This is a genomic window from Umezakia ovalisporum Ak1311, assembly GCF_029891685.1.
Classification (GTDB): Bacteria; Cyanobacteriota; Cyanobacteriia; order Cyanobacteriales; family Nostocaceae; genus Umezakia; species Umezakia ovalisporum.
Genome location: NZ_JANQDJ010000039.1, coordinates 1 through 20,906, shown reverse-complemented (window position 1 = coordinate 20,906; position 20,906 = coordinate 1). Strand labels below are relative to the sequence as shown.

Annotated in this window: 21 protein-coding genes and 4 pseudogenes; 13 read left to right on the top strand and 12 right to left on the bottom strand. The window is 40.9% G+C overall.

What is annotated here, in order from left to right:
* The first annotated feature begins 155 nt into the window (after positions 1-155).
* Entirely contained in the window at positions 156-647 is a 492-nt protein-coding gene (locus NWP25_RS05655) for a DUF2085 domain-containing protein (RefSeq protein WP_280698997.1), read from the top strand.
* A 121-nt stretch (positions 648-768) separates the two neighbouring features.
* On the opposite strand, the gene NWP25_RS05650 is transcribed toward NWP25_RS05655, so the two are convergent.
* Entirely contained in the window at positions 769-2,598 is a 1,830-nt protein-coding gene (locus tag NWP25_RS05650) for an N-acetylmuramoyl-L-alanine amidase (protein ID WP_280650263.1), read from the bottom strand.
* A gap of 90 nt (positions 2,599-2,688) precedes the next feature.
* On the opposite strand from NWP25_RS05650, the gene NWP25_RS05645 reads away from it, so the two are divergent.
* Positions 2,689-4,326 (top strand): CTP synthase, encoded by a 1,638-nt coding sequence (locus NWP25_RS05645; protein WP_280698994.1) that lies wholly within the window; start codon positions 2,689-2,691, stop codon positions 4,324-4,326.
* A gap of 133 nt (positions 4,327-4,459) precedes the next feature.
* Positions 4,460-4,882: pseudogene (locus NWP25_RS05640) on the top strand (hypothetical protein).
* A gap of 80 nt (positions 4,883-4,962) precedes the next feature.
* On the opposite strand, the gene NWP25_RS05635 reads toward NWP25_RS05640, so the two are convergent.
* The 8 genes and pseudogenes from NWP25_RS05635 to NWP25_RS05600 all read right to left on the bottom strand — a co-directional run.
* Positions 4,963-5,934 carry an ROK family protein gene (locus tag NWP25_RS05635; RefSeq protein WP_280698992.1) on the bottom strand — a complete coding sequence of 324 codons (972 nt, stop codon included), beginning with the start codon at positions 5,932-5,934 and terminating at the stop codon, positions 4,963-4,965.
* Positions 5,927-6,118, bottom strand: a complete 192-nt coding sequence (locus NWP25_RS05630; protein ID WP_280650260.1) for a hypothetical protein — start codon at positions 6,116-6,118, stop codon at positions 5,927-5,929. The genes NWP25_RS05635 and NWP25_RS05630 overlap by 8 nt, the downstream gene beginning before the upstream one ends.
* Before the next feature lie 60 nt (positions 6,119-6,178).
* Positions 6,179-7,078 (bottom strand): ABC transporter permease, encoded by a 900-nt coding sequence (locus NWP25_RS05625; protein WP_280650259.1) that lies wholly within the window; start codon positions 7,076-7,078, stop codon positions 6,179-6,181.
* 211 nt (positions 7,079-7,289) lie between these two features.
* Positions 7,290-8,510, bottom strand: a pseudogene (locus NWP25_RS05620) (FAD-dependent oxidoreductase); the annotation flags it as partial.
* Between the two features lie 102 nt (positions 8,511-8,612).
* Positions 8,613-8,705, bottom strand: a complete 93-nt coding sequence (locus tag NWP25_RS05615; protein ID WP_280650258.1) for an HNH endonuclease — start codon at positions 8,703-8,705, stop codon at positions 8,613-8,615.
* 43 nt (positions 8,706-8,748) lie between these two features.
* Complete coding sequence (locus tag NWP25_RS05610) at positions 8,749-10,365, bottom strand: reverse transcriptase domain-containing protein (RefSeq protein ID WP_280698990.1); 1,617 nt, start codon at positions 10,363-10,365, stop codon at positions 8,749-8,751.
* Positions 10,366-10,565: 200 nt separating this feature from the next.
* The gene (locus tag NWP25_RS05605) at positions 10,566-10,868 is read right to left on the bottom strand and encodes a hypothetical protein (protein ID WP_280650256.1); all 303 of its coding nucleotides are present in this window, start codon (positions 10,866-10,868) and stop codon (positions 10,566-10,568) included.
* 162 nt (positions 10,869-11,030) lie between these two features.
* Positions 11,031-11,180 (bottom strand): annotated as a pseudogene (locus NWP25_RS05600) (FAD-dependent oxidoreductase); the annotation flags it as partial.
* Positions 11,181-11,359: 179 nt separating this feature from the next.
* On the opposite strand from NWP25_RS05600, the gene psb28 reads away from it, so the two are divergent.
* Together psb28 and NWP25_RS05590 are read left to right on the top strand one after the other, a co-directional pair.
* On the top strand, positions 11,360-11,698 hold the full coding sequence (psb28, locus tag NWP25_RS05595; protein ID WP_280650255.1) for a photosystem II reaction center protein Psb28: 339 nt from the start codon (positions 11,360-11,362) through the stop codon (positions 11,696-11,698).
* Between the two features lie 103 nt (positions 11,699-11,801).
* Positions 11,802-12,338, top strand: a complete 537-nt coding sequence (locus NWP25_RS05590) for a MogA/MoaB family molybdenum cofactor biosynthesis protein (protein WP_374913918.1) — start codon at positions 11,802-11,804, stop codon at positions 12,336-12,338.
* Between the two features lie 75 nt (positions 12,339-12,413).
* On the opposite strand, the gene mraY is transcribed toward NWP25_RS05590, so the two are convergent.
* Complete coding sequence (mraY, locus tag NWP25_RS05585) at positions 12,414-13,517, bottom strand: phospho-N-acetylmuramoyl-pentapeptide-transferase (protein ID WP_280650254.1); 1,104 nt, start codon at positions 13,515-13,517, stop codon at positions 12,414-12,416.
* Between the two features lie 168 nt (positions 13,518-13,685).
* The gene (locus NWP25_RS05580; RefSeq protein ID WP_280650253.1) at positions 13,686-13,925 is read right to left on the bottom strand and encodes a DUF3134 domain-containing protein; all 240 of its coding nucleotides are present in this window, start codon (positions 13,923-13,925) and stop codon (positions 13,686-13,688) included.
* A gap of 237 nt (positions 13,926-14,162) precedes the next feature.
* Here NWP25_RS05580 and NWP25_RS05575 point away from each other — a divergent pair, with 237 nt between their 5' ends.
* The 6 genes from NWP25_RS05575 to mdh all read left to right on the top strand — a co-directional run bounded on the left by NWP25_RS05575 (position 14,163) and on the right by mdh (position 18,240).
* Positions 14,163-14,747 (top strand): PAP/fibrillin family protein, encoded by a 585-nt coding sequence (locus NWP25_RS05575; RefSeq protein ID WP_280650252.1) that lies wholly within the window; start codon positions 14,163-14,165, stop codon positions 14,745-14,747.
* A gap of 27 nt (positions 14,748-14,774) precedes the next feature.
* Entirely contained in the window at positions 14,775-15,086 is a 312-nt protein-coding gene (locus NWP25_RS18805; protein WP_455685178.1) for a transposase, read from the top strand.
* A gap of 310 nt (positions 15,087-15,396) precedes the next feature.
* Complete coding sequence (locus NWP25_RS05565) at positions 15,397-15,609, top strand: photosystem I reaction center subunit IV (protein WP_280650251.1); 213 nt, start codon at positions 15,397-15,399, stop codon at positions 15,607-15,609.
* Positions 15,610-15,813: 204 nt separating this feature from the next.
* Entirely contained in the window at positions 15,814-16,656 is an 843-nt protein-coding gene (locus tag NWP25_RS05560) for a DNA-formamidopyrimidine glycosylase (RefSeq protein WP_280650250.1), read from the top strand.
* A gap of 304 nt (positions 16,657-16,960) precedes the next feature.
* Positions 16,961-17,176, top strand: a complete 216-nt coding sequence (ndhO, locus tag NWP25_RS05555; protein ID WP_280650249.1) for an NAD(P)H-quinone oxidoreductase subunit O — start codon at positions 16,961-16,963, stop codon at positions 17,174-17,176.
* Between the two features lie 86 nt (positions 17,177-17,262).
* On the top strand, positions 17,263-18,240 hold the full coding sequence (gene mdh / locus NWP25_RS05550) for a malate dehydrogenase (RefSeq protein WP_280650248.1): 978 nt from the start codon (positions 17,263-17,265) through the stop codon (positions 18,238-18,240).
* A gap of 390 nt (positions 18,241-18,630) precedes the next feature.
* Here the strand turns inward: mdh and NWP25_RS05545 are convergent, their stop codons facing one another.
* Complete coding sequence (locus tag NWP25_RS05545) at positions 18,631-19,059, bottom strand: DUF7680 family protein (RefSeq protein WP_280649798.1); 429 nt, start codon at positions 19,057-19,059, stop codon at positions 18,631-18,633.
* An 844-nt stretch (positions 19,060-19,903) separates the two neighbouring features.
* Between NWP25_RS05545 and NWP25_RS05540 the strand changes: the two genes are divergently transcribed.
* A complete protein-coding gene (locus NWP25_RS05540; protein ID WP_280649799.1) occupies positions 19,904-20,572 on the top strand; it encodes a hypothetical protein in 669 nt (222 codons plus the stop codon).
* A gap of 205 nt (positions 20,573-20,777) precedes the next feature.
* A pseudogene (locus NWP25_RS05535) lies at positions 20,778-20,906 on the top strand (IS4 family transposase); the annotation flags it as partial.

The window sequence follows — 20,906 nt, the reverse complement described above, 5'->3', positions numbered from 1 at the left end:
TAATGAGCCGGGACATAAATAATGAATGGTGCGCGAGGGATTTTCCTATGGGCTATCCCCCACCCTAGGCCAACGTGCATTGGTTGGTAAGCCCTCTCTTAGAGAGTGTATTTCTTAGTGAATGTTAGCAAACAAGTATCGATATACAGAAAAAAATGGCTGAGGTGGTTTTTAAGGAAGAGTTGCAGGTTAATTGGGTGGGTTGGTTTGCTGATTTTCTGTTGATGGGTATGGTTTTCGGCCCGCCTATGGCTCCTTTTTTGGCTGCTTCTGATGTGACTTTGCTGGGCAAGGTTGCGGACATTATCTATTTCATGGGAAATCATGTGTGTCCGCAGCCTAATATGGGTCTTAATTTAGTAACTCCGTTTATTATGGCTGTGTGTATGCGTTGCTATGGTACTGTTATGGGGTTGCTAATTACTCGGTTGTTATATGGTTTAAGTAGTGGGAAAGGTTTTTACTGGTTAAGTCAATATGGTTGGAATGGTGCTGCCGTGGCTAGTGTGTTTATGATGGCTTATCCTTTGGAGTTGGCTGCTCAGGTTTTCGATTTGTGGATTTTTAATAATTATGTGGTTACACTGTTTGGATTAATTACTGGTTTGGGGTGGGGTTTGTTTACTATGCCGATTCTGCACAGATAACAGTATACTGAGCTATTTGTAATTGGTTAACTACAGTCATACACTAAGCAGTTCCCCAACTTTTTTAACTAGTTGGGGTTTTATGTTCTTTATGCGCTTTTGGGTTTCTGGGTGGGAGTAATTATTGAGATTTTTTGAACCATTCAACTACTCCCTCAGCTAAGGCTTTGGCTAATTTTTGCTGTTCTGATGATTTTGTTAACCATTCAAATTCTTCGGGATTAATCATAAAACCTAGTTCCAATAGGATTGATGGGGCGGTATGGGGACGTGTTAGTGCTAGGTTGTTCCAAAATACGCCGTAGTTAGGTCTGTTTAGCTTTTTAACTAGGTGGTTGTGCATGAATATGGCTAGGCTGTGTGCTTGGGGATGATACCAGAATGTTCCAATTCCTCTGGTGTTCTCGGCATCACCGCTATCGGGTAAGGCGTTGTAATGTATGGAGATGGCGATGGTGGGTTCTTCTTGATGTATCATGGCTATGCGATGGCTCAGAGAAACGTCAATATCAGCATTTCTGGTCATGACTACTGTGGCTCCTCTTTTCTCTAGTTCATGGCGGAATAAGTTTGAGACGACTAGGTTAACTTCTTTTTCTAGGTAACCTGTTGGTCCTGCTGCTCCTGTTTCTTTGCCACCATGTCCGGGGTCTAGTAGAATTTTGATGCCAGATAAGGGTTTTAGTGTTTGCTGTTTTATTTTTGGGGGATGACGTAGGGTTAAAATTAGGGTTGTTTTTTCGTATCTCAGCTTATATCCCCACTGTTGAGCTTTTTTAAGTTTAAAGGTGTATTGCACTTGTTCGGGGGCTATCTGCTGCCAATCTAGGCGAGAAATTAGGGTGTCATCATCTAGGCGAATTGTGTCGGTTTGGGCGGTGGTGTTGTAAAGTGTGAGGGTGAATTTATGTTCGCTCTGTTGCACGCTGAGGGGTACGGGAACTTGTAGAGGAAAAAGTATTTCTGTGGCTGTGGGATGTAGGCGATATCCGATGCTACGAATTGTTGTGCGTGGTGGGATGGTGTTTGGTAATAGGCGAGTTTCTTTGTTGTTAATCCAGCCGCCATAGTCTAGGCGTAACCATTCACCTTCTCTGGCTGTGATTGATGCTTGTGTGCCTTTGGGGAGTGGGGTGAGTCGGGAATATTCGGTTCCAGGGCCTGTACGGGCTATGCCTGCTTCTGCTATTACTTCTGTATGTTGTAAGTTTGAGGGTGAAAGGATTTGAATTTTGCCTTTTCCTGGTTGGGTTATAGTTTGGTTGTTGATTGTGAGTTGAAAGTTTGGTTTGCCTAGGTCTATGGTGTTGGTGGCAGGGTTGATGTTTTTACTGTCATTTAATGTTGGGGAAGGGGGTGGTTGAATTGTGGTGCAATGCTGATATTTTCCTGGGATGGTTTGGGGGATGGGCTGGTTTTGTTCTGTGAGTGCGGCTAAATTACTGGGTAGACTTACTTGTTGAGGTTGGGGTGCAAGGGGGATGGTTTGATTGGCTAGGTTGACGGATACTCTGGCTTTGGGGGGTGCGATGGCGCTAAAACAAATTAATTCTCCTGGTAGTCTGGCTATGTCGGTTGCTGGAATGAGGGAATCTTTGGCGAAGGCTAATTCTTGGGGTGATTCGGGCTGTGTGGAATGCCTTGTGACTTGAATTTTTAGTTCTTGGTTTTGGTGACGTACAGTAAAGAGATTCTCTCCTAACTGTAAGGGAAAACTTGGGGCAAAATGTCCTGCTTGACTACGGTTAATTGGCTTACCATTGATGAGAACCTGTCCATTTGGCGGTGCTGTTCCAATCAAGAATATTTTTTCTGCTTTTGTTTGGTGGTTGTTTGGGGGATAAACAACCAAAAGTGATACTGGCTTGCTTGGCGTAGCCATTGCTGCCAATCCTACTACAGAGGAGGTGACGATCAACGCTAATATTACTAGTCTTAGAAGTTTTTTCACGACAACAGCACAAAATGTTTTACCACAGCGACTGTGGCACAATGACGGGATGTTCTTTGAGAAGTTGCTAAAAATTCAAATTACCATACTATGACTAAGTTTATCTTTGTAACTGGAGGTGTCGTTTCCAGTATTGGCAAGGGCATTGTAGCAGCAAGTCTGGGACGTTTACTTAAATCGCGCGATTATTCGGTGTCGATTTTGAAACTCGACCCTTATATTAATATTGATCCAGGTACTATGAGTCCTTTTCAGCATGGGGAGGTTTTTGTTACTGAGGATGGTGCTGAAACGGATTTAGATTTGGGTCATTATGAACGGTTTACTGATACTTCGATGTCGCGCTTGAATAGTGTTACTACTGGCTCAATTTACCAGGCAGTAATTAATAAGGAGCGGCGAGGAGATTATAATGGCGGTACTGTACAGGTTATACCTCATATTACTAACGAAATTAAAGAGCGGATTATTCGTGTTGCTCAAAATACGAATCCATCTGTATTAATTACGGAAATTGGTGGGACTGTGGGGGATATTGAATCTCTGCCTTTTCTGGAAGCTATTCGTCAGTTACGGAAGGAGGTGGGGCGGCAGAATGTGTTGTATATGCACGTTACTCTGGTGCCGTGGATAGCTTCGGCTGGGGAAATGAAAACTAAGCCAACGCAGCATTCTGTGAAGGAATTAAGATCCATCGGTATTCAACCAGATATTTTGGTTTGTCGCTGCGATCGCTCTTTGCCTGTGGGATTAAAACGCAAGTTGTCGGAATTTTGCGATGTCCCGGAAGAATGTGTTATTACTGCCCAAGATGCTGGTAGTATTTACGAAGTACCTCTGATTCTAGAGGGGGAAGGACTGGCAGAACAAGCATTAGATTTGCTGCAAATGGAACAACGCCAACCCAATTTGACCCAGTGGCAAACAATGGTGGAACGCTTATACAGTCCTAAGTACACCGTGGAAATTGCTATTGTTGGGAAATATGTGCGGTTAAGTGATGCCTATCTTTCTGTAGTAGAGGCTCTTCGTCATGCTGCTATTGCTACCTATGGGGATTTGCGTTTGCGGTGGGTGAACTCCGAAGAATTAGAAACTGAACCGGCGGATTCCTATTTGACAGGTGTTGACGGAATTTTAGTACCTGGAGGTTTTGGTATTCGGGGTGTAGACGGCAAAATTGCTGCTATTAAATATGCCCGCGATCACCAAATTCCGTTTTTGGGTTTATGCTTGGGGATGCAGTGTTCTGTGATTGAATGGGCGAGAAACTTACAAGGATTAATGGGTGCTAATAGTTCTGAGTTTGACCCTGAAACCAAGCATCCAATCATTAACTTACTACCAGAACAAGAGAATGTGGTTGATTTGGGGGGAACTATGCGATTAGGACTGTATCCTTGTCATCTCGCGCCTAACAGCTTGGCTGCTAATCTTTATCAACAAGAAGTAGTGAAGGAAAGACACCGGCATCGCTATGAGTTTAACAATGCTTACCGTAATATGTTGTTGAATTCTGGCTACGTTATTAGTGGAACTTCACCCGATGGACGTTTAGTGGAAATTGTGGAATTTCCTGAACATCCTTTCTTTTTGGCTTGTCAATTTCATCCGGAGTTTCATTCGCGTCCTAGCACTCCTCATCCTTTGTTTAAAGGATTTATGCAAGCTGCAATTAATCGGAGTCATCCGGAGTCTAATTTACTAACACGGGTAGAGGTTTACTAAATAATTCAAAACTCAAGAAAATAACTTTTTTGAGTTTTGAATTGGTGACTAGCAATGTTCACTCAAGGGTTGAAGATATTTGCCGTTATGTGTAGGGTGCATCATTTATAAATTTGAAACTCAAGGAGATTTTGTGGGGTACTGGGTGAAAATCCTTGATGATAGGAAGAAATATGTGGTCAATTTTGACTATGTTAATGTTTTTTGTTATGAAAATAAGGCCAGGATTACTTTTTGGTTCCCTGATTCGGCTATTCCTATTGTCCTTAATCCCAAAAGTAATTTAGATGACTACGAAAAAATTATAGAACATATAGAATATTTAACTGGGTTACAAGTAGGAATTGGTCAGTGGCTGAAAATTACTTATGAGCGGAATTAATATATTATTGATCTCACCTGTATTAGTTCCTTTTGTCAAAAAGCTAATGACAGGATAACATTTTGGTCAGCTGATGGCACTATCCCGATTATTATTAATCCAGTGAGTAATCCAGATTCTTATCAAAAAGTTTTAAAATTTTTAGAAAAGTCAAATGGATATTCTTTTTCTTAATTTTCAACAGTATAAATGTTCAGGAGTTTGTTGCCTGTTCCTTATTCCCTGCTCCCTGCTTAATGTTTGTTTGTGCCGATTTAGAGTTGTGGAGGATTATAGTTTATAGTTGGGTTATGGTTGGACTGGGGAAAAGATGGTGACTTGCTAAGGAGTAATGATGATGCTAATTTGGCAGCACCCACCATTCCCGCCGAGTTACCTAATTTTGCTGGTAAAATTTGTAAGTCGATGCGAGATGTGGGCATGACTCGCTCCTCCAGTTCTATCTTTAATGTGGGAAAAAAAAATTCAAAGCTGGCACTTATACCACCACCAATAATAATTGCTTGGGGTGTTAAAACGTAAATTAAGCTAGCTAAACCAATGCCCAAGTTTCTACCATATTCTTGCCAAAAAGTCAATGCACACTGGTCTCCTGCTGCGGCGAGTGCGCCTAATTCGGCTGGTTCTTTACCTGTGCGGCGACGAATTGCTGTAATTGAAGTATACTGTTCTAAAGAACCAGAGTTGCCACTTTTACATATAGGGCCATGGGGGTTAAAGGTAATTAAACCTAGTTCTCCGGCTGCGCCTTGGTGTCCCACGAATAGTTGGCCGTTGAGAATAATCGCACCACCAACGCCAGTACCTAAGGTCAATAAAATTAGATTGTGAAAGTGGCGACCAGCACCCAGCCAAGATTCCGCTAGTCCCGCACAGTTGGCATCGTTAGCAATAACGGTTGGTTTACCTGTTTTGGTTTCTAACCAGTCTGCTAAAGGCACGTTTTGCCATCCTGGTAAGTTGATGGCAACTTGAGCAATGCGTCCGGTTTTATCAGCCGGGCCAGGAGTACCCACACCAATGGCTACAGCTTGATTATACGGGTCAATTTGAGCGATGGCATCTACCATTGCAGCTAGAACTGCTTCTGGTGTAGATGGTTGGGGGGTTGCTACGGTCAATGATTGTAGGCAAGTACCATCGGGTCGGAATCGTCCCAGCTTAATGGCTGTTCCCCCTACATCAATACCAATTAATTGTGAATTAACTAATTGTGAATTAACCACTTGGAAAAATATCAAAATGAATTTTGGGGCTTGGGCGGCATTGATTATCAGTAACCCTTACTGAATGAAAACTCACTGATTTGTGCCCAGCTGTGATGGGTGCACCTTGTAACAAACCGGACAGGGCTATGGATAGCATAAACCCGCCAGTTGCGGCGGCAATTAGAGAAATATTATCTTTCACTCTAGGTTCTATGTAATAACTTCAAAAATATTTAGACGGGGAATTGGTCAATAAGATTCACTAATTTTTGATTACTCTATTTTCTCGTCGTAATCGAGGATGGACAAACTCGTTTAGCCCTTCACCAAGTAGTGATAACCCCACTACCATCAATGTCATTGCTAAACCTGGAAAGAGGGTAGTCCACCAAATACCTGTGGGTAGGGCTTCTAATGCTTGTCTTAAGTCGTGTCCCCATTCTGGTACTTCTTCCGGAAGTCCTAGCCCCAAAAAGCCTAAACCTCCTAAGACTAAAATTGCATCGGCGGCGTTGAGGGTAAATAATACGGGCACACTTTGAATGACGTTAAAAAATAGATAGCGAGAAAGTACTACCCAAGTAGAAGCACCCATAGCTTGAGCTGCTTGAATAAATACTTCTGTTTTGACACTGACTGTGTGATTACGGACAAGACGATAATATTGGGGAATGTAGGCAATGCTAATGGCGATAGCGGCGTTCAAGATTCCTCTGCCTACGACAAAGGCTAGTGTTACGGAAAGGAGCAGCCCTGGTAAGGTATAGATACTATCCATAGCAAATAGCAATACCTGGTCTAATTTACCGCCGATGTAGCCACTCACCATACCTAAAGGCACACCAATAATCATACTCATTGTTGTAGCTAAAATTACTACTTTTAGGGCTACCTGACTACCAAACAATGTGCGGGAAAATACATCGTGTCCCAGGCGACTCGTACCAAACCAATATTTGGCTGATGGTGGTTCTTGAATGGGGTTAGACAAGAACTCTTTGGGGTTTTGCAACCATCCCCAGGCTTGGAACAAAGGAGCGAAGAATGCGAAGAACAGGAAAAATAGGGTAATGACTATGCCAATGAGCATTAATTTTTGGGAAAGATTGGGATTTTGGGCGAGACGTAAAAATCTCGGTAGCTGAGGTTTAGTTATAGCCATAAGCGATCGCGTGCATAAAGCAAGATACTATTTTACAGGGTATGATGAGTTAGTTTTAAGCTTAGGATTTTCTAGACAAATCTATACTTATATAGACAAAAATTAATTTTTCTTGACTTAAAAAAGTAAGTATTTGATACATAATTGGTTCTAATTTTCATTAGAGGCCAGGAGGGAAAGTAGACAAGCCACTTTCCCTCGTCCCTACTTACTAAAGATTAGTTTCAATTATTTGACGATATTCGCTTTTTTGCTTTACGCCTTTGATTTGTTTGAGCAGTTCCTTGTTTTTAAAGAATTGAACTGTGGGCGTTCCCGTGATGTTAGCATTTTGGGCAATATCTCTGTTTTTGTCAATGTCAATTTCTACAAAGTGGATTTTACCCTCAAATTCGTTGACGACTTTATCTAATATGGGCTTTAGGGTATGACAAGGACCGCAACCAGGGGCAATATATTTAACCATGAGTAGGCGATCGCTTTCATGGAATAATTTCCTTAGGGCATAACCTCCTTGATGGCTAGTTACTTGTAAATCAAATCCAGCTTCTTCTTGGGTTTCAGTTTTCTTGGCTGGCTGGTGTTCTAATTCATTAACTGCTGTGGCTGAGTGATGGTGAAATTCTGTAATTAAATTATGTGAGGATAACCAGCGTTCTGCCAACATTGCTGCCATACACCCGGTACCTGCTGCTGTAATTGCTTGACGAAATTCATGGTCTTGCACATCCCCAGCTGCAAATACACCTTCTATACTGGTTTCTGCAGAACTGTTTTTGGTGACAATGTAACCCACTTCATCTAGTTGTAGTTGTCCTTTAAATAAGGCAGTATTGGGGGTGTGACCGATGGCGTAAAATAAGCCTTTGGCGTAAAGTTTGCTTTCTTCCCCAGTTTGATTATTACGCACTTTCACTCCCTCCATGTGGCCATCACCGAAGATATCCACAGCTTCCGTGTGCCAATGCACTTGAATTTTGGGGTTACTCAAAACCCGGTCTTGCATAGCTTTAGATGCTCGCATTTGATCAGAACGCACCAGGAGATTAACTTTAGAGCCGTATTTGGTTAGGTAAATAGACTCCTCTGCGGCAGAGTCGCCGGCACCAATAACAGCTAATTCTGCACCATGGAAAATTGGTGTTGCGCCATCGCAAATTGCACAAGCAGAGATACCCCGACTCCAAAATTGATGTTCGCTGGGTAAGCCCAAACGCTTGGCGGTTGCACCAGTAGCTATAACTAGACTATGAGTTTTGAATTCTCTTTCTTGGGAATGGATTATAAAAGGACGCTGATTCAAGTCAACTGAGATCACGTCTTCAGTATATAACTCAGCTCCCCAACGTTGAGCTTGTGCTTTCATTTTATCCATGAGTTCTGGGCCTGTAATGCCTTCGGGAAACCCTGGAAAGTTTTCTACTTCTGTTGTGGGTTAAACTAAGCCAAAAAGTCACCTTTTTGACTCGTCTTCAGAACCGTGCATGAATCTTTCGATTCACACGGCTCCTCAATGAGTTGAGACTTGTCATGTCTACCTTGGCAAACTACCGTTGTTGGTAGTTTTTTGGTCGTGGCAATGTGGATGAAGAAGTTGTAGGTTTTTGTCATTACTTTTATTACCCAAAGATTTGGGGATAATATGGTCGATTTCTCAAGTGTCTTCATCCTTAAATTACAATCCACAGTGAGGAAATTTCCCTTTTTATGCTGTTAGCTAGTTGAGGGTATTTCCCTATTCTGCTTGCCCAGTATGTCCAATCTCCGTCATAAGGGCTTTTTGTCCCTTGCACTTTGATGTGTCTAATAAGATTCACGTCTTGGTGTTTGATGAGTTGGTAAATTTTGCCATTAGGGTGTTGAGCAGAAAATCTCCAGACTTCTGCTTGGTCTACCGACCAGTATTTTCTGGTTGTCCATCCTTTCCCTTTGTTCGCGTGTCGGCGTTGGGCCCATGCTCTCAATTGTGAGTGTACATGAGTGTCAATTTTACCGAAGATGCCATCCCTCACAACTGTGGAGTAATATCCTGCCCATACCTGGATAACCGGATTTAGTTTGCCGATTAATGCGGATTGGGTAGCAGCTTTGTGCTGGTCGATAATTTGTCCCAGTTTCTTGGTGTGGTTTTTTAGGCTTTCGCTGCTGGGAGTGATTAGAGTTTTGTGCGCTAATTGATTGCTATGTGGGTGGTGATTAGATTTTCTTCTCCGTACAGGAAATTGTCTAATGTTAAAACCTAAAAAGTCAAACCCCACATTTCCTTCGTATTGATGGAGAGTGTGAGTTATTTTTGTCTTTTGTGGTTGTAGCTTTAAACCCACTTCTGACAGCCATTCTGAGATGACCTCTTGACATTTGAGAACAATGTCTAGGTCTTTGTGCATGACCACAAAATAATCTGCATACCTAATCAAGTTAGGGCTAAAAATGTTAGCAGTCCTGGTTGTTTTTGGTTGTTTGAGTGTTTTGGCAGGAAATACTTGATTAATCCTGTGTTCCAGTCCGTGAAGGGCTATATTAGACAGGAGTGGAGATATTGTTTTCCTTTGTGGTGTGCTTTTTTCTGTGGGGAATAGCTGTCTATCATCTACAACTCCTGATTTCAACCATGCTTTTACTTGTTTACGCATGGTTGGGAAAGTGTTCAGTTTCTTAAGGATATACTCGTGGTTGATCCTGTGGAAACAGTTGGCAATATCAGCATCCAAAACGTATTTTGGGTTTTGGACAATTGCGTTGTAGATGGCTTCAATTGCGTCATGAGAAGAACGTCCGGGTCTAAACCCATAGGAGTTGGGTTCAAATTTGGCTTCCCATTCTGGCTCTAATGCCATTTTGAGAAGTGTTTGCAAAGCTGTGTCGTATATAGTCCGGACTCCCAAGGAGTGTTTTTGTTCTTTTTCTGGTTTTGGTGTCCACGTCTGTGAAGTGGGATGAAATTTAGTGTTGGGGCGGAGTTTTTTGACTAAAGTTAGACGTTTTTCTGGTCTGAGGGATTTAAGTCTATCAACTCCGGTTGTGTTTTTGCCTTGGTTTTCTTGGGTGACTGTTTTGACAGCGATACACTTTGCTGACCAGGATTTGATGAGAAGCTTCTGGAGTTTGTGGACTGTTTTAAGATCGCCACGTTGCGAGGCCGTGTATATTCTCTTTTGTAGCTTAAAAACGCGCCGTTCCAGTTTTTTCCAGGAGATTTCTTGCCATTTAATATTAGGCTCGATTCCTTTGAAAACTGGTATGTCGTTTTGCCATTCCATCCTGAAACTGTGTTCGGCTTTGGACATTTCCACTACTACTAGAAACTATACATTCCAACTCACCGTGTCTACGTCTGCCTATCCTTTGGCTTTCCCAAAGGCTTTTGCTTTTTAGACAATCCTTCCTTCTATGCTGCTTGCGGTTAGCACCTGCTCAAGTTATTCGACCTTGACTTGAGAGCGAACATAGAGGTTACTTCGTTCCTAATTTTCGTTTTGCGTTAGTTTTAGAGTCTCTCTCTCCACCGGGTTAGTCTGAGGGTGCAAGGTTGAAACTCATGAATTTTCAACCCTTGGACAACAAGTAAGAATCTGCTGTCTTCTTTACCTTCCCTATTTTGGGACAAGCCAATAATCCGCGTGGGCTTGTTGGTCATGACGATGGTTCTGTCGAGAGTTCGGCTCTTAGGTCTACTCATGACTAACTGTGCTAGAAGGGATTCTCTGTCGGATTCCGAGTTACCTCCGTTTATCCCCGCTTCATTAGTTTGATAGCTAGTCTTACTAATGGGGGATATGCTTTCACCCATGCACCTTGGGGGAAGGAATTACCCACATTATTGTGTACAATGAGCTTTATGAGGGTTCACCTTCACGAAAATTAAGTTGTCCAGGTTTTATTCAACCTAGGGACCTATCCCTCTAACCTTTATCCTTTAAGGATGTCGGTTGATTTCAGGTCAACGAATCGCACTCATGAGTTGTCCACCGGGTAAACCCCCTATTTCAAAGCCTTCAAATACTACAGGTTTTAAATTTGCTCGTGCTGCATAGATTGCGGCTGTATATCCGGCTGGTCCAGAACCAATAATTACCAAGTTTTCTACGGTCGGGTTACTCATACTGTAAATAAACTCATAATGACTACGCTTAATATAGCATAATCAGCTTAGAGATGGGGATTTGATTGAATTAAGAATTTGATGGTCAGTTGCTCTTATGTACAATGTGGGTTTCCAGCATTCACGAAAAAATGAGACAATGGTAAATTAACCATTACAAAACTTTAAATACACACATCATGGTCAAAATCCAGTTTTCTAGAGGTCTTGACGAAAAAGTAATTCCAGAGGTACGTCTGACGAGATCGCGGAGTGGCGATACTGGTACAGCAACGTTTATCTTTACAAATCCGCAAATATTGGCGCAAGGAAGTACTGAAGATATTACTGGGATGTATTTAATTGACGAAGAAGGAGAAATAGTAACCCGCGAAGTTAAGGGTCGATTTGTTAACGGTAAACCAGAAGCCCTAGAAGCAGTTCATCTGATGAAATCTGCGGAAGAATGGGATCGGTTTATGCGTTTTATGAAACGGTATGCTGAAGAAAATGGTTTAGAATTTAACAAGGCTGACTAGATGGTATGGATATCGGCTTAATTCAAATATCTGTCTTCTAAAATTTGTGTAGGGACGATTTTGCAGTTGTCTCTACATCTCCTAATTGCAATGTTGATGGTCTATGGCGGAATTTTCTCCCTATTCTTTACATCTAGTGTATAAACAACCACACCCCGATTCAGCAGTCAAGATTGTCACTTGTGCTGTCGTGACAGTGAGTGACACTCGTTCTCCAGAAACTGATAAAAGTGGTAAGCTGATTCAGGAGTTGGTGGTTGCTGCTAATCATGTTGTCGGAGCATACACAATCATCAAAGATGAGCCGACGCAAATTCAAGAACACATAGAACGACTGGGTAAAAATCCTGGTTTAGATGTATTTATCTTGAATGGTGGTACTGGTATCGCCCCTAGAGATGCTACCTATGATGCTGTTGAGAAATTATTAGAAAGAATTTTACCTGGATTTGGAGAGTTGTTTCGATTTTTGAGTTATCAAGAAATTGGTTCACGTGCCATGGCTTCTAGGGCTGTGGCCGGGGTTTATGTAAATAAATTAATCTTCTGTCTTCCGGGTTCTAGTAATGCTGTGCGAATGGGGATGGAAAAGCTGATTTTGCCGGAATTATCTCACTTGGTTAGTCAGATGCGAATTTGACACGAAAAAAACCTCCCATTGAGGAGGGTTGGGCTTGTTGAATTGATTTTAAGATTTTTAAAACCTTAAAAAATCTTAAAATGGTGCCATTGTTAAACAAATGATTGCTAAGAGGGAAGCTATTACGTAAAATATGGCTACTACTTGTAATTCTGACCACCCGCTCAATTCTAAGTGATGGTGTAAGGGAGCCATCTTAAATAAACGTTTACCTTTACCATCAGGGCTTTTGGTGGCTTTGTAATAACTTACTTGAGCTATCACTGAAAGGGTTTCCACAAAGAAGATTCCACTGAGGATAAATAGCGCTACTAAACTATTAGTTAGTAATGCAACTGCGGCTAAAGCGCCTCCTAATGCTAAGGAACCAGTGTCACCCATGAAGACACGGGCTGGGTTGCGGTTATGGGCTAAAAAACCTAAGCAACCACCACTTAATGCAGCACAAAAAACCATCAATTCAGGGTAACTTGGGGCAATGATAGCGCCTAAGGCCAGTAAAGCAATGGCTACGGTTCCTGCTGCTAAACCGTCAACACCATCGGTTAGATTGGTAGCGTTACTTTCTGCTACCAGGACAAAGCCGGCCAAGGGCCAAAATAAAAATCCTAAAGGTATTGCAAAAGTTACCCAGGGTAAGGCAATGTTTGTTAGGTGAGAATGTTCAGTAAACATCAGCCACAGACAAAACAGGGTAGCAAATCCAATTTGCAAAGCCAGTTTCATCTTGGGGGATATACCTTTATTTGATTTGCGGCGCAGAATTTGCCAATCATCTAGCCAACCGATTAATCCGTAACTTAAAGTTAAAGCCGAGACAGCAAGCACTTCTGTGGCAAAGTTGGACAATAGGCAGGCGATGGCTACAGCTAGAGGTATAAAAAATATACCTCCCATGGTTGGTGTACCAGCTTTTTTCAAATGGGCTTGGGGTCCATCTTCGCGGATAATTTGCCCGGTTTTTAGTGCTTGCAGTACTGGTATGACTGCAAAGCCGATTACAGATGAACTGACGGTACAGACCAGCAATGGTAAAGTCAGTGATATGCTTTGCCAAGGGGTTCTGTTGGCTAACCAATCTAGTATCAATGCTGTAAAAGTCAGGGCTGCAAGTAAACTGGTAGCTAATCCAATTCCGGAAATGTTTAATCCTTGGTTAGGAGACAATTTAGCGTCCACGGAAATTCCCTTCACTCCACACTGTTAAAATTGAACTATGAGAACAATAGATATTAGTTAGTACTGCATGGCAAAAATCAATAGATGTTTGATATGTTTGAATATAACAAAAGGGTTTTCAATTTTGACTCCTGCGCTGCTGCTGTACTCGTCTTCAGTGTCCATAGACTAATCTTCGTCTAAACTAACTTCACTGTCGTCATCTATATCAAAATCCTCCATTCCGTCTTCTGCACTCAGAAACTCTGATATTTCTTCTTCTTGTTCCATGAAACCCGGTTCTTGAACGGTGCGGGCTACCAGGCGACCTTGAAGTTGCAACCAGTCCAACATGGAAGATTCTTGCTTTAATGGGATGACTGGTGCGCGTTGATTGCGGGGTTGTTCGCTGATGGGAGAATTTAGCATATGTACAAAAACACAAAGACGTTTATGGAACTTGACATTAAGAAGTCTATCACTGACAACGGATAATTTAATTATTCATTCGACTCAAGGTTTAATAAATCCGTAAGCTGATGGAAATATTTTGTTTGATAGTGGTGGTATCTGAAATAAATTTTTGGTGTTTTGTAAGCCTCTATACATAGGATATTAATATTAACTTAGAGTAGATGAGTTTTGAGACTTTTTGAGGTAGGGACGATGCTCGGTAAGGAAAATCTCATTGATGCGATCGCTGGGACAAATCGCGGGTTACTGGCGAGTGAGTCACAAAAACGCTCTATTTTGGCGGCTATGGCTAATTTGGAAGACTTAAATCCTACGCCCCGCCCTTTAGACGGAAGCAGTTTGCTTGATGGCGATTGGCGCTTAATATACACAACTAGCAAAGCTTTGTTAAACCTAGATCGCATACCTTTATGTAAACTTGGTCAAATTTATCAATGTATCCGGGTGAAGACTAAAAGGATTTATAACATAGCGGAGATTTATGGCTTACCTTATTTAGAAGGGTTGGTTAGTGTGGCTGCGAAATTTGAACCTGTTTCGGAGCGACGTGTGGAAGTGAAATTTCAGCGTTCAATTGTTGGTTTAAAACGTTTAATAGACTACCGTTGTCCCGGTGACCTTATCCAACAAATTGAAGCTGGCAAAAAATTTACTGCTTTTGATACTCTATTAGACAGTGATGGGCAGCAAGGCTGGTTGGATATTACTTATATAGATAGCGATTTGCGAATTGGCAGGGGTAACGAGGGTAGTGTGTTTGTTTTGAGTAAGGCATAAGTTTTTTTTAATTTTGTGTATTTGCGAATGACATTAAGCGATCGTCATGTTTTTGTCAAGTATGGTCTGACACCTAGTGAAGTTGACTTTGCTGATTACAGTATTAGTTTGGCTAAGATGGCAAGCGGTTTGAGATATGAAAGAAATGGTGTTTCAGATTTAAAAGTACATTTGGTCTGTGTTAATAAGTACAGAACAAAGATTTTTACCGATGAAAGTCTTGAAGTAATCTACAAATCATTTATGGAACTGGGGAAAAAGATGGATTCTCAATTACTTGAGTTTAATGGAGAACTAGACTGCATCCAGGTATTGATTGAGTTTCCGCCTAAACTTTGAATATCTCAAATTGTTAACCCGCTAAAAGGTCTATCCAGTCGTAGATATGGTCAAGCTGGATATCCAAAACCCTATGGAAAGGAAGCTTTATGGAATTTAGTTACTTTGTATCTTATGTTGGGGGTGCGCCTCTCGAAGTGCTGAAAAAACACATCCACAATCAAGAAGGGCTGTCCTAGAAAGACGGGGTTTTCAAACCAATTTTTGGATAAATAACTTAACAAAGCTTCTAGCGGATACCTTGACGATGTACAGTGAAATCAATTAGCCCTATATAATCCGACATTGATCATTAAAAGGGAAGATAATTATGGTTCAACGTGGTTCTAAGGTACGTATTCTTCGCCCGGAGTCCTATTGGTTTCAGGATGTAGGCACTGTGGCTTCTGTAGACCAAAGCGGCATTAAATACCCAGTAATTGTCCGGTTTGATAAGGTCAATTACTCGGGTATCAACACTAATAACTTTGCCCCCGATGAATTGGTTGAGGTAGCACCACCACCAGCTAAGCCGAAAAAATAAGCGGCAAAGTTAAGAAGGGGGATACAGTGGTAATTAGTTGTTGAGGATGTATACCCCTTGGTAGCTGTTAGAGGTCAGGATTAATGACTTTGAATCAACCACATCTATGCAGGATATGGTTGATTCAAGACTCAGGGGTAATGACTTTGCCTGGCTGATTGTTTTGATGGTACTATATGAAGCTTGTTTGTTTGGTTAGCTTAAATGCCCGAACTGCCTGAAGTGGAAACAGTCCGCAGGGGTCTGAATCAATTGACTCTCCATAAGAAAATTATGGGTGGAGATGTGTTGTTCAGTCCCACTATCGCTTACCCGTTTTCTGTTAATAAGTTTATTCTGGATATTACAGGAAGTGCTATCGCTGGTTGGCATCGTCGGGGTAAATATCTCTTGGCTGAACTGATTCTATCACCCCAGAGTCAGTGGCTTGGTGTTCATTTGCGAATGACGGGACAATTACTGTGGGTACATCAGGATGAACCATTGCAGAAACACACCAGGGTGAGATTATATTTCGAGGATCAGCAGGAGTTACGGTTTGTTGACCAGCGCAAGTTCGGACAAATGTGGTGTGTTGCCTCTGGTGTAGCAGTAGAAAGTACTATTAAGGGTTTAGCAAAATTGGGAGTAGATCCTTTTTCGCCTCTATTGACTGTTGAGTATTTGGCGAGTAGACTGCAAAAGTCTCGTCGTTGTGTTAAAACTGCGTTACTGGATCAGTCAATAATTGCCGGATTGGGTAACATTTATGCTGATGAGGCTTTATTTAAAAGTGGTATTTTACCAACTACTGTCTGTGCAGATTTACAGGACGAACAAATTGAGGTGTTAAGAACAGCGATTGTTGAGGTTTTATGTGCTGGTATTGCTGCTGGTGGCACAACTTTCAGTAATTTTCTGAATGTAAAAGGTATAAACGGCAATTATGGCGCCGAGGCTTGGGTTTATCACCGTAGTGGTCAAGTTTGTAAAGTTTGCGGTAATTTAATTCAACGTACCAAATTAGCAGGGCGTTCTAGTTATTTTTGTTCTCAGTGCCAGAATTAGTTGTGGGTGATTGTTGACAAATGATTTATTTTTTGATGCGATTATACACACAAAAGGCCACAGTAACTTTCATGTGAGTAGGTAAAAAGACGGCCAATATGCCCATTCCACGGAAGTTTTATGATTATCTGTATTTCGGATTTCTGTAATGTGCTATGTGTTGTTATATACTGATAAATTTTGTTGGAAACCGCTTACAATGACGTGGGCGGTTTTGTTTTTTGACTAAAGAAATTGGGCTTTTACCTGTTAGGGCAAGATAAAATCATCAATATGAGCGGTTACTAATTTATGAGGAGAGGTTATGACTGTGAAAAAGGGAGATATCGTTCGCGCTATTCGCGAAAAGTTGGAAAATAGTTTGGAAGCTAAAGCTAGTGACCCTCGCTTCCCTAGTTATTTGTTTGATAGTGAAGGAGAAATTGTAGATACTAGAGGTGATTACGCTTTGGTCAAGTTTGGCAAAGTACCTACACCTAACATTTGGTTGAGGTTGGAACAGTTGGAAGAGTTTAAATAACAGATGAGTTAACATTACCCTCCGCATAGCAAGTGTAAATCTTGGTTACAAGTAGGGAGGGTAAAAATCTTAGTTACAAAAAAATTATGTCTTATTCGCCTTCTTCTTTGGTTCTGTGTAAATCACCGCGTGTAACTATTGTGGGCGCTGGTAGGGTTGGTAGCACTTTAGCCCAACGCGTCGCAGAAAAAAATTTGGCTGATGTCGTGTTGTTGGATATTGTAGAGGGAATGCCTCAAGGTTTGGCTTTAGATTTGCTAGAAGCGAGGGGACTTGAACTACATCATCGTCAAATTATTGGTACGAATAATTATGCTGATACCTGTGATTCCCAAATTGTAGTCATTACTGCGGGAGTTCCTCGTAAACCAGGAATGAGTCGGGATGATTTACTTAAGACGAATGCTAAAATCGTGGTTGATGCTGCCAAGAACGCGATCGCTTTTTCTCCGAATGCTATTTTGATCATTGTGACTAATCCTTTGGATGTGATGACTTATTTAGCTTGGCAAGCAACGGGTTTACCACGTTACCGCATTATGGGTATGGCTGGGGTGTTAGACTCAGCTAGGTTTGAAACTTTTATTGCTTTAGAATTAGGGGTGTTACCTGCTGATGTTCAGGCGGTGGTATTGGGTAGCCACGGTGATTTAATGGTTCCTTTGTCTCGTTATGCAACAGTTAACGGTATTCCAATTACGGAATTATTGGATAGGGAAACAATTGGGCGTTTGGTTGAGAGAACTCGCAACGGTGGCGGGGAAATTGTGGAATTGATGCAGACTGGTGGGGCTTTTTTTGCTCCTGCTTCTGCAATAAGTGTGATGGTGGAATCAATTTTATTAAATCAGTCGCGGTTGTTGGCTGTAGCGACCTATTTACAAGGTGAATACGGTTTAAATGATATTGTGATTGGTGTTCCTTGTCGTTTGGGTTGCGCTGGAATTGAGAATATTGTGGAATTGCATCTCACGGATGAGGAAGCGGAAGCTTTGCAAAGTTCGGCGCAGTGGGTGCGGGATAATATTACTCAGGCTCAGGAAATTTTAGCTATGAAACCTTAATTTGCTGAGATTGTCTTTTGACAACTGTTTAAGCTAGGCGGGTTAGTCACTTTATAGGGCTTTTTAGTTTGAAATAACATCCCGAAAATCCTTTAATCTTGGACATTGTGATTCTAACTAATAAGTGTGAGGGTAAAACATCAACTATTTCTGCTTAATGGCACTAATTAAAATTACTAAAATATTTTTCACACCTTTGATAGAATACTCACTTAAATCAATGTAAACGAGTTTATCCTCTAACTTCAAAACCCTCTAAATATTACCAATGGTCACAGCACGATAAATAGTCCTAATATTATTTTCTTTATCGGCGAAATTTATTACAAGTAAACCAAGTAGCATATTTCTGGCTATATTTGCCAGTACATTTAGCCGTTGTCATTTTTTTTAACCTCCTAATAATATCCTAATTGCTTTTAAGGTCTGACTTCGTTTGCCATTAATAATCTTAGCAAACCAATAATGGGATTCTTCATAACTCATAGCTTTTATTCCTTGGGCAATATTAGCAATTCTTTCTGGTTTAGAAATTGGTTGCAATGTCTGAAATAACAAGGCTAAATTTATACCTGTTTCCTCAGTTAAAATATAAGGACTTTGGCGATTATGAGTTAATGTTTTTGGGTCATAATTATTGGCCTTCAAACAATCATAAATCTCCTGTTTTACCTGAATTAAAATGTTACCCTTTAACCTGCCAACACGCTTGGCAGGAGGACGCTTTTTTTCTCCAGCTTTTTTGTAGGCACACTGGTACAATTCAAGGGCAAAGTTATTGTTGTCTGTGGGAACGACTCGCAGTTGAAATTCTTGCATTTTTAGTAAGTCACTTTAGCCGTTAAATTCAGCTGATTGGGTTACGATTAATGGTATTTTTGATGGTACTGATTTCTGCACCCTTTGGTTGTATTGGAGATGAAAATTTAAATACTAACTATTTCAATAGTAACTTCAGTGACACATCAGCTTTTACTCCAGTAATAAGAAAATATTAGGAAAAGTAAAGACGGTCCCTAAAACGTCGGGTGTAGCTAGAAGAAATTATATTGAGCAAAAGTTTGTTAAAAAAAGTAAATTTATAATTATTCCCTTGACTAGTTATAAGAATGCTCTTCTATTTAAAAAATAGGGTAAATATTAAAATTTTAAAAAATTAGCTCTCTAAAATGACTACGGAATAAAGTTGCTAACTGTCAATTTAGGTAGTCTCGCCCAACTGTACCTTTAAAACCAAATACAGCAATACCAAATGCAGCAATGGTTTCCAATGGGTAGGGTCACATACTCCCTATTCCCACCAAGAAGACAAAAACTGTTAGCAACTCCTTAAAAAGTCCTTGTTATATCGATCCGTTAAGTCACATACCCCCTATTCCCCGCAATGGAATTAAAACCCAGAGTTTGTATCTAAGGAAAAGTATCTGAACTATCCTCTGGATGAATCGGGGGGGCCAATTTACAGCGTAAGTTTCGTTTACCCTAAGAGGTTGTGAATCGAGGGGAGCTATTGGATTACTGGATATGCACTCTATTCCACTGTTAGTAATGGCAGAGTTTGAATTAAATCAATGCCAACCGTACCATCATTGATGATGTTCTATAGATTTTTTTACCTAAGATATATTATGATAGCAATTATTAGTTAAATAGGACACACAGTATGAATGCGGGGAAAAATGTTTTACAGGACACCCAAGATCAAACTCGCTTGCTGTTAGCTTTGTGGGGTTTAGGAGGAGCAAAGCAGGAGGTTAAGAAAGGTCAACTAACTAAGCGGGTTATATCTAAAGGTAAGAAGGTAGCAGACTATAAGCATATATTTGAAGAGTTAGAGAAACAAGGGGCGATCACTATTTCTAAAACCGGATACTTTCTTACTTCTCCGAAGGGTTTAGAGGTGTTGGGTGAAGGTTTGAGGAGTGGGGATTTTCAGTTTGAAGGGACTATTGTTGGTACTTGGGTAGCAAATGCCTTGCTGCAATGGATTAGTCAGATAGACCCAAGGGTTGGTATATCTGGACCAGTGAATCTGGTGAAGGGTGTGAATATTACTTCCTATGAAGACTTTAAGGCTGTGGTGTTGGCAGTTTACGATAAGTTGAATCAGGACTACAACTTAGATGATTTAGTTCCTATTTACAGAATTAGGAGAAAAATAGGAGAGCAAGTAAGTCGTGAGAGCTTTAATACATGGTTGATAGAAATGCAGGCTGATGACATTTTGCAACTAATTACAGGAGAAATACCAGATTTCACTTTTGATAAACGTGAAGATTCAATCTCCATAGCAGGTACACAACTCCGCTCCTACGCCAAACGCTTGATTTAATCAAATTTCTTATACATTTTGTAGTTCCTCCCACAAGATCCAATTACCATGACAAATACCCCTATCTCTTCTATGGAAGCGGTTAACGCTGCTATTAACAATCATAATCCTTTTACCACAAGTGTTGAATGTTAAGAAAGAGGTGATAAAAATAGCCCAAAATATGGTAAATTCTGGGCGAAGTATTAAAATGTAATAATTGATAATGATTATAAATTCATTTCCCAAGATTGTCAAAGACATCCTCAGACCGTTGCCAAAAAATGATTATCCAGTTTTGAACAGCCGTCTTTATGTTGAGTGTTGGTTGGCTTATGCCTTGGATAATAGTTTA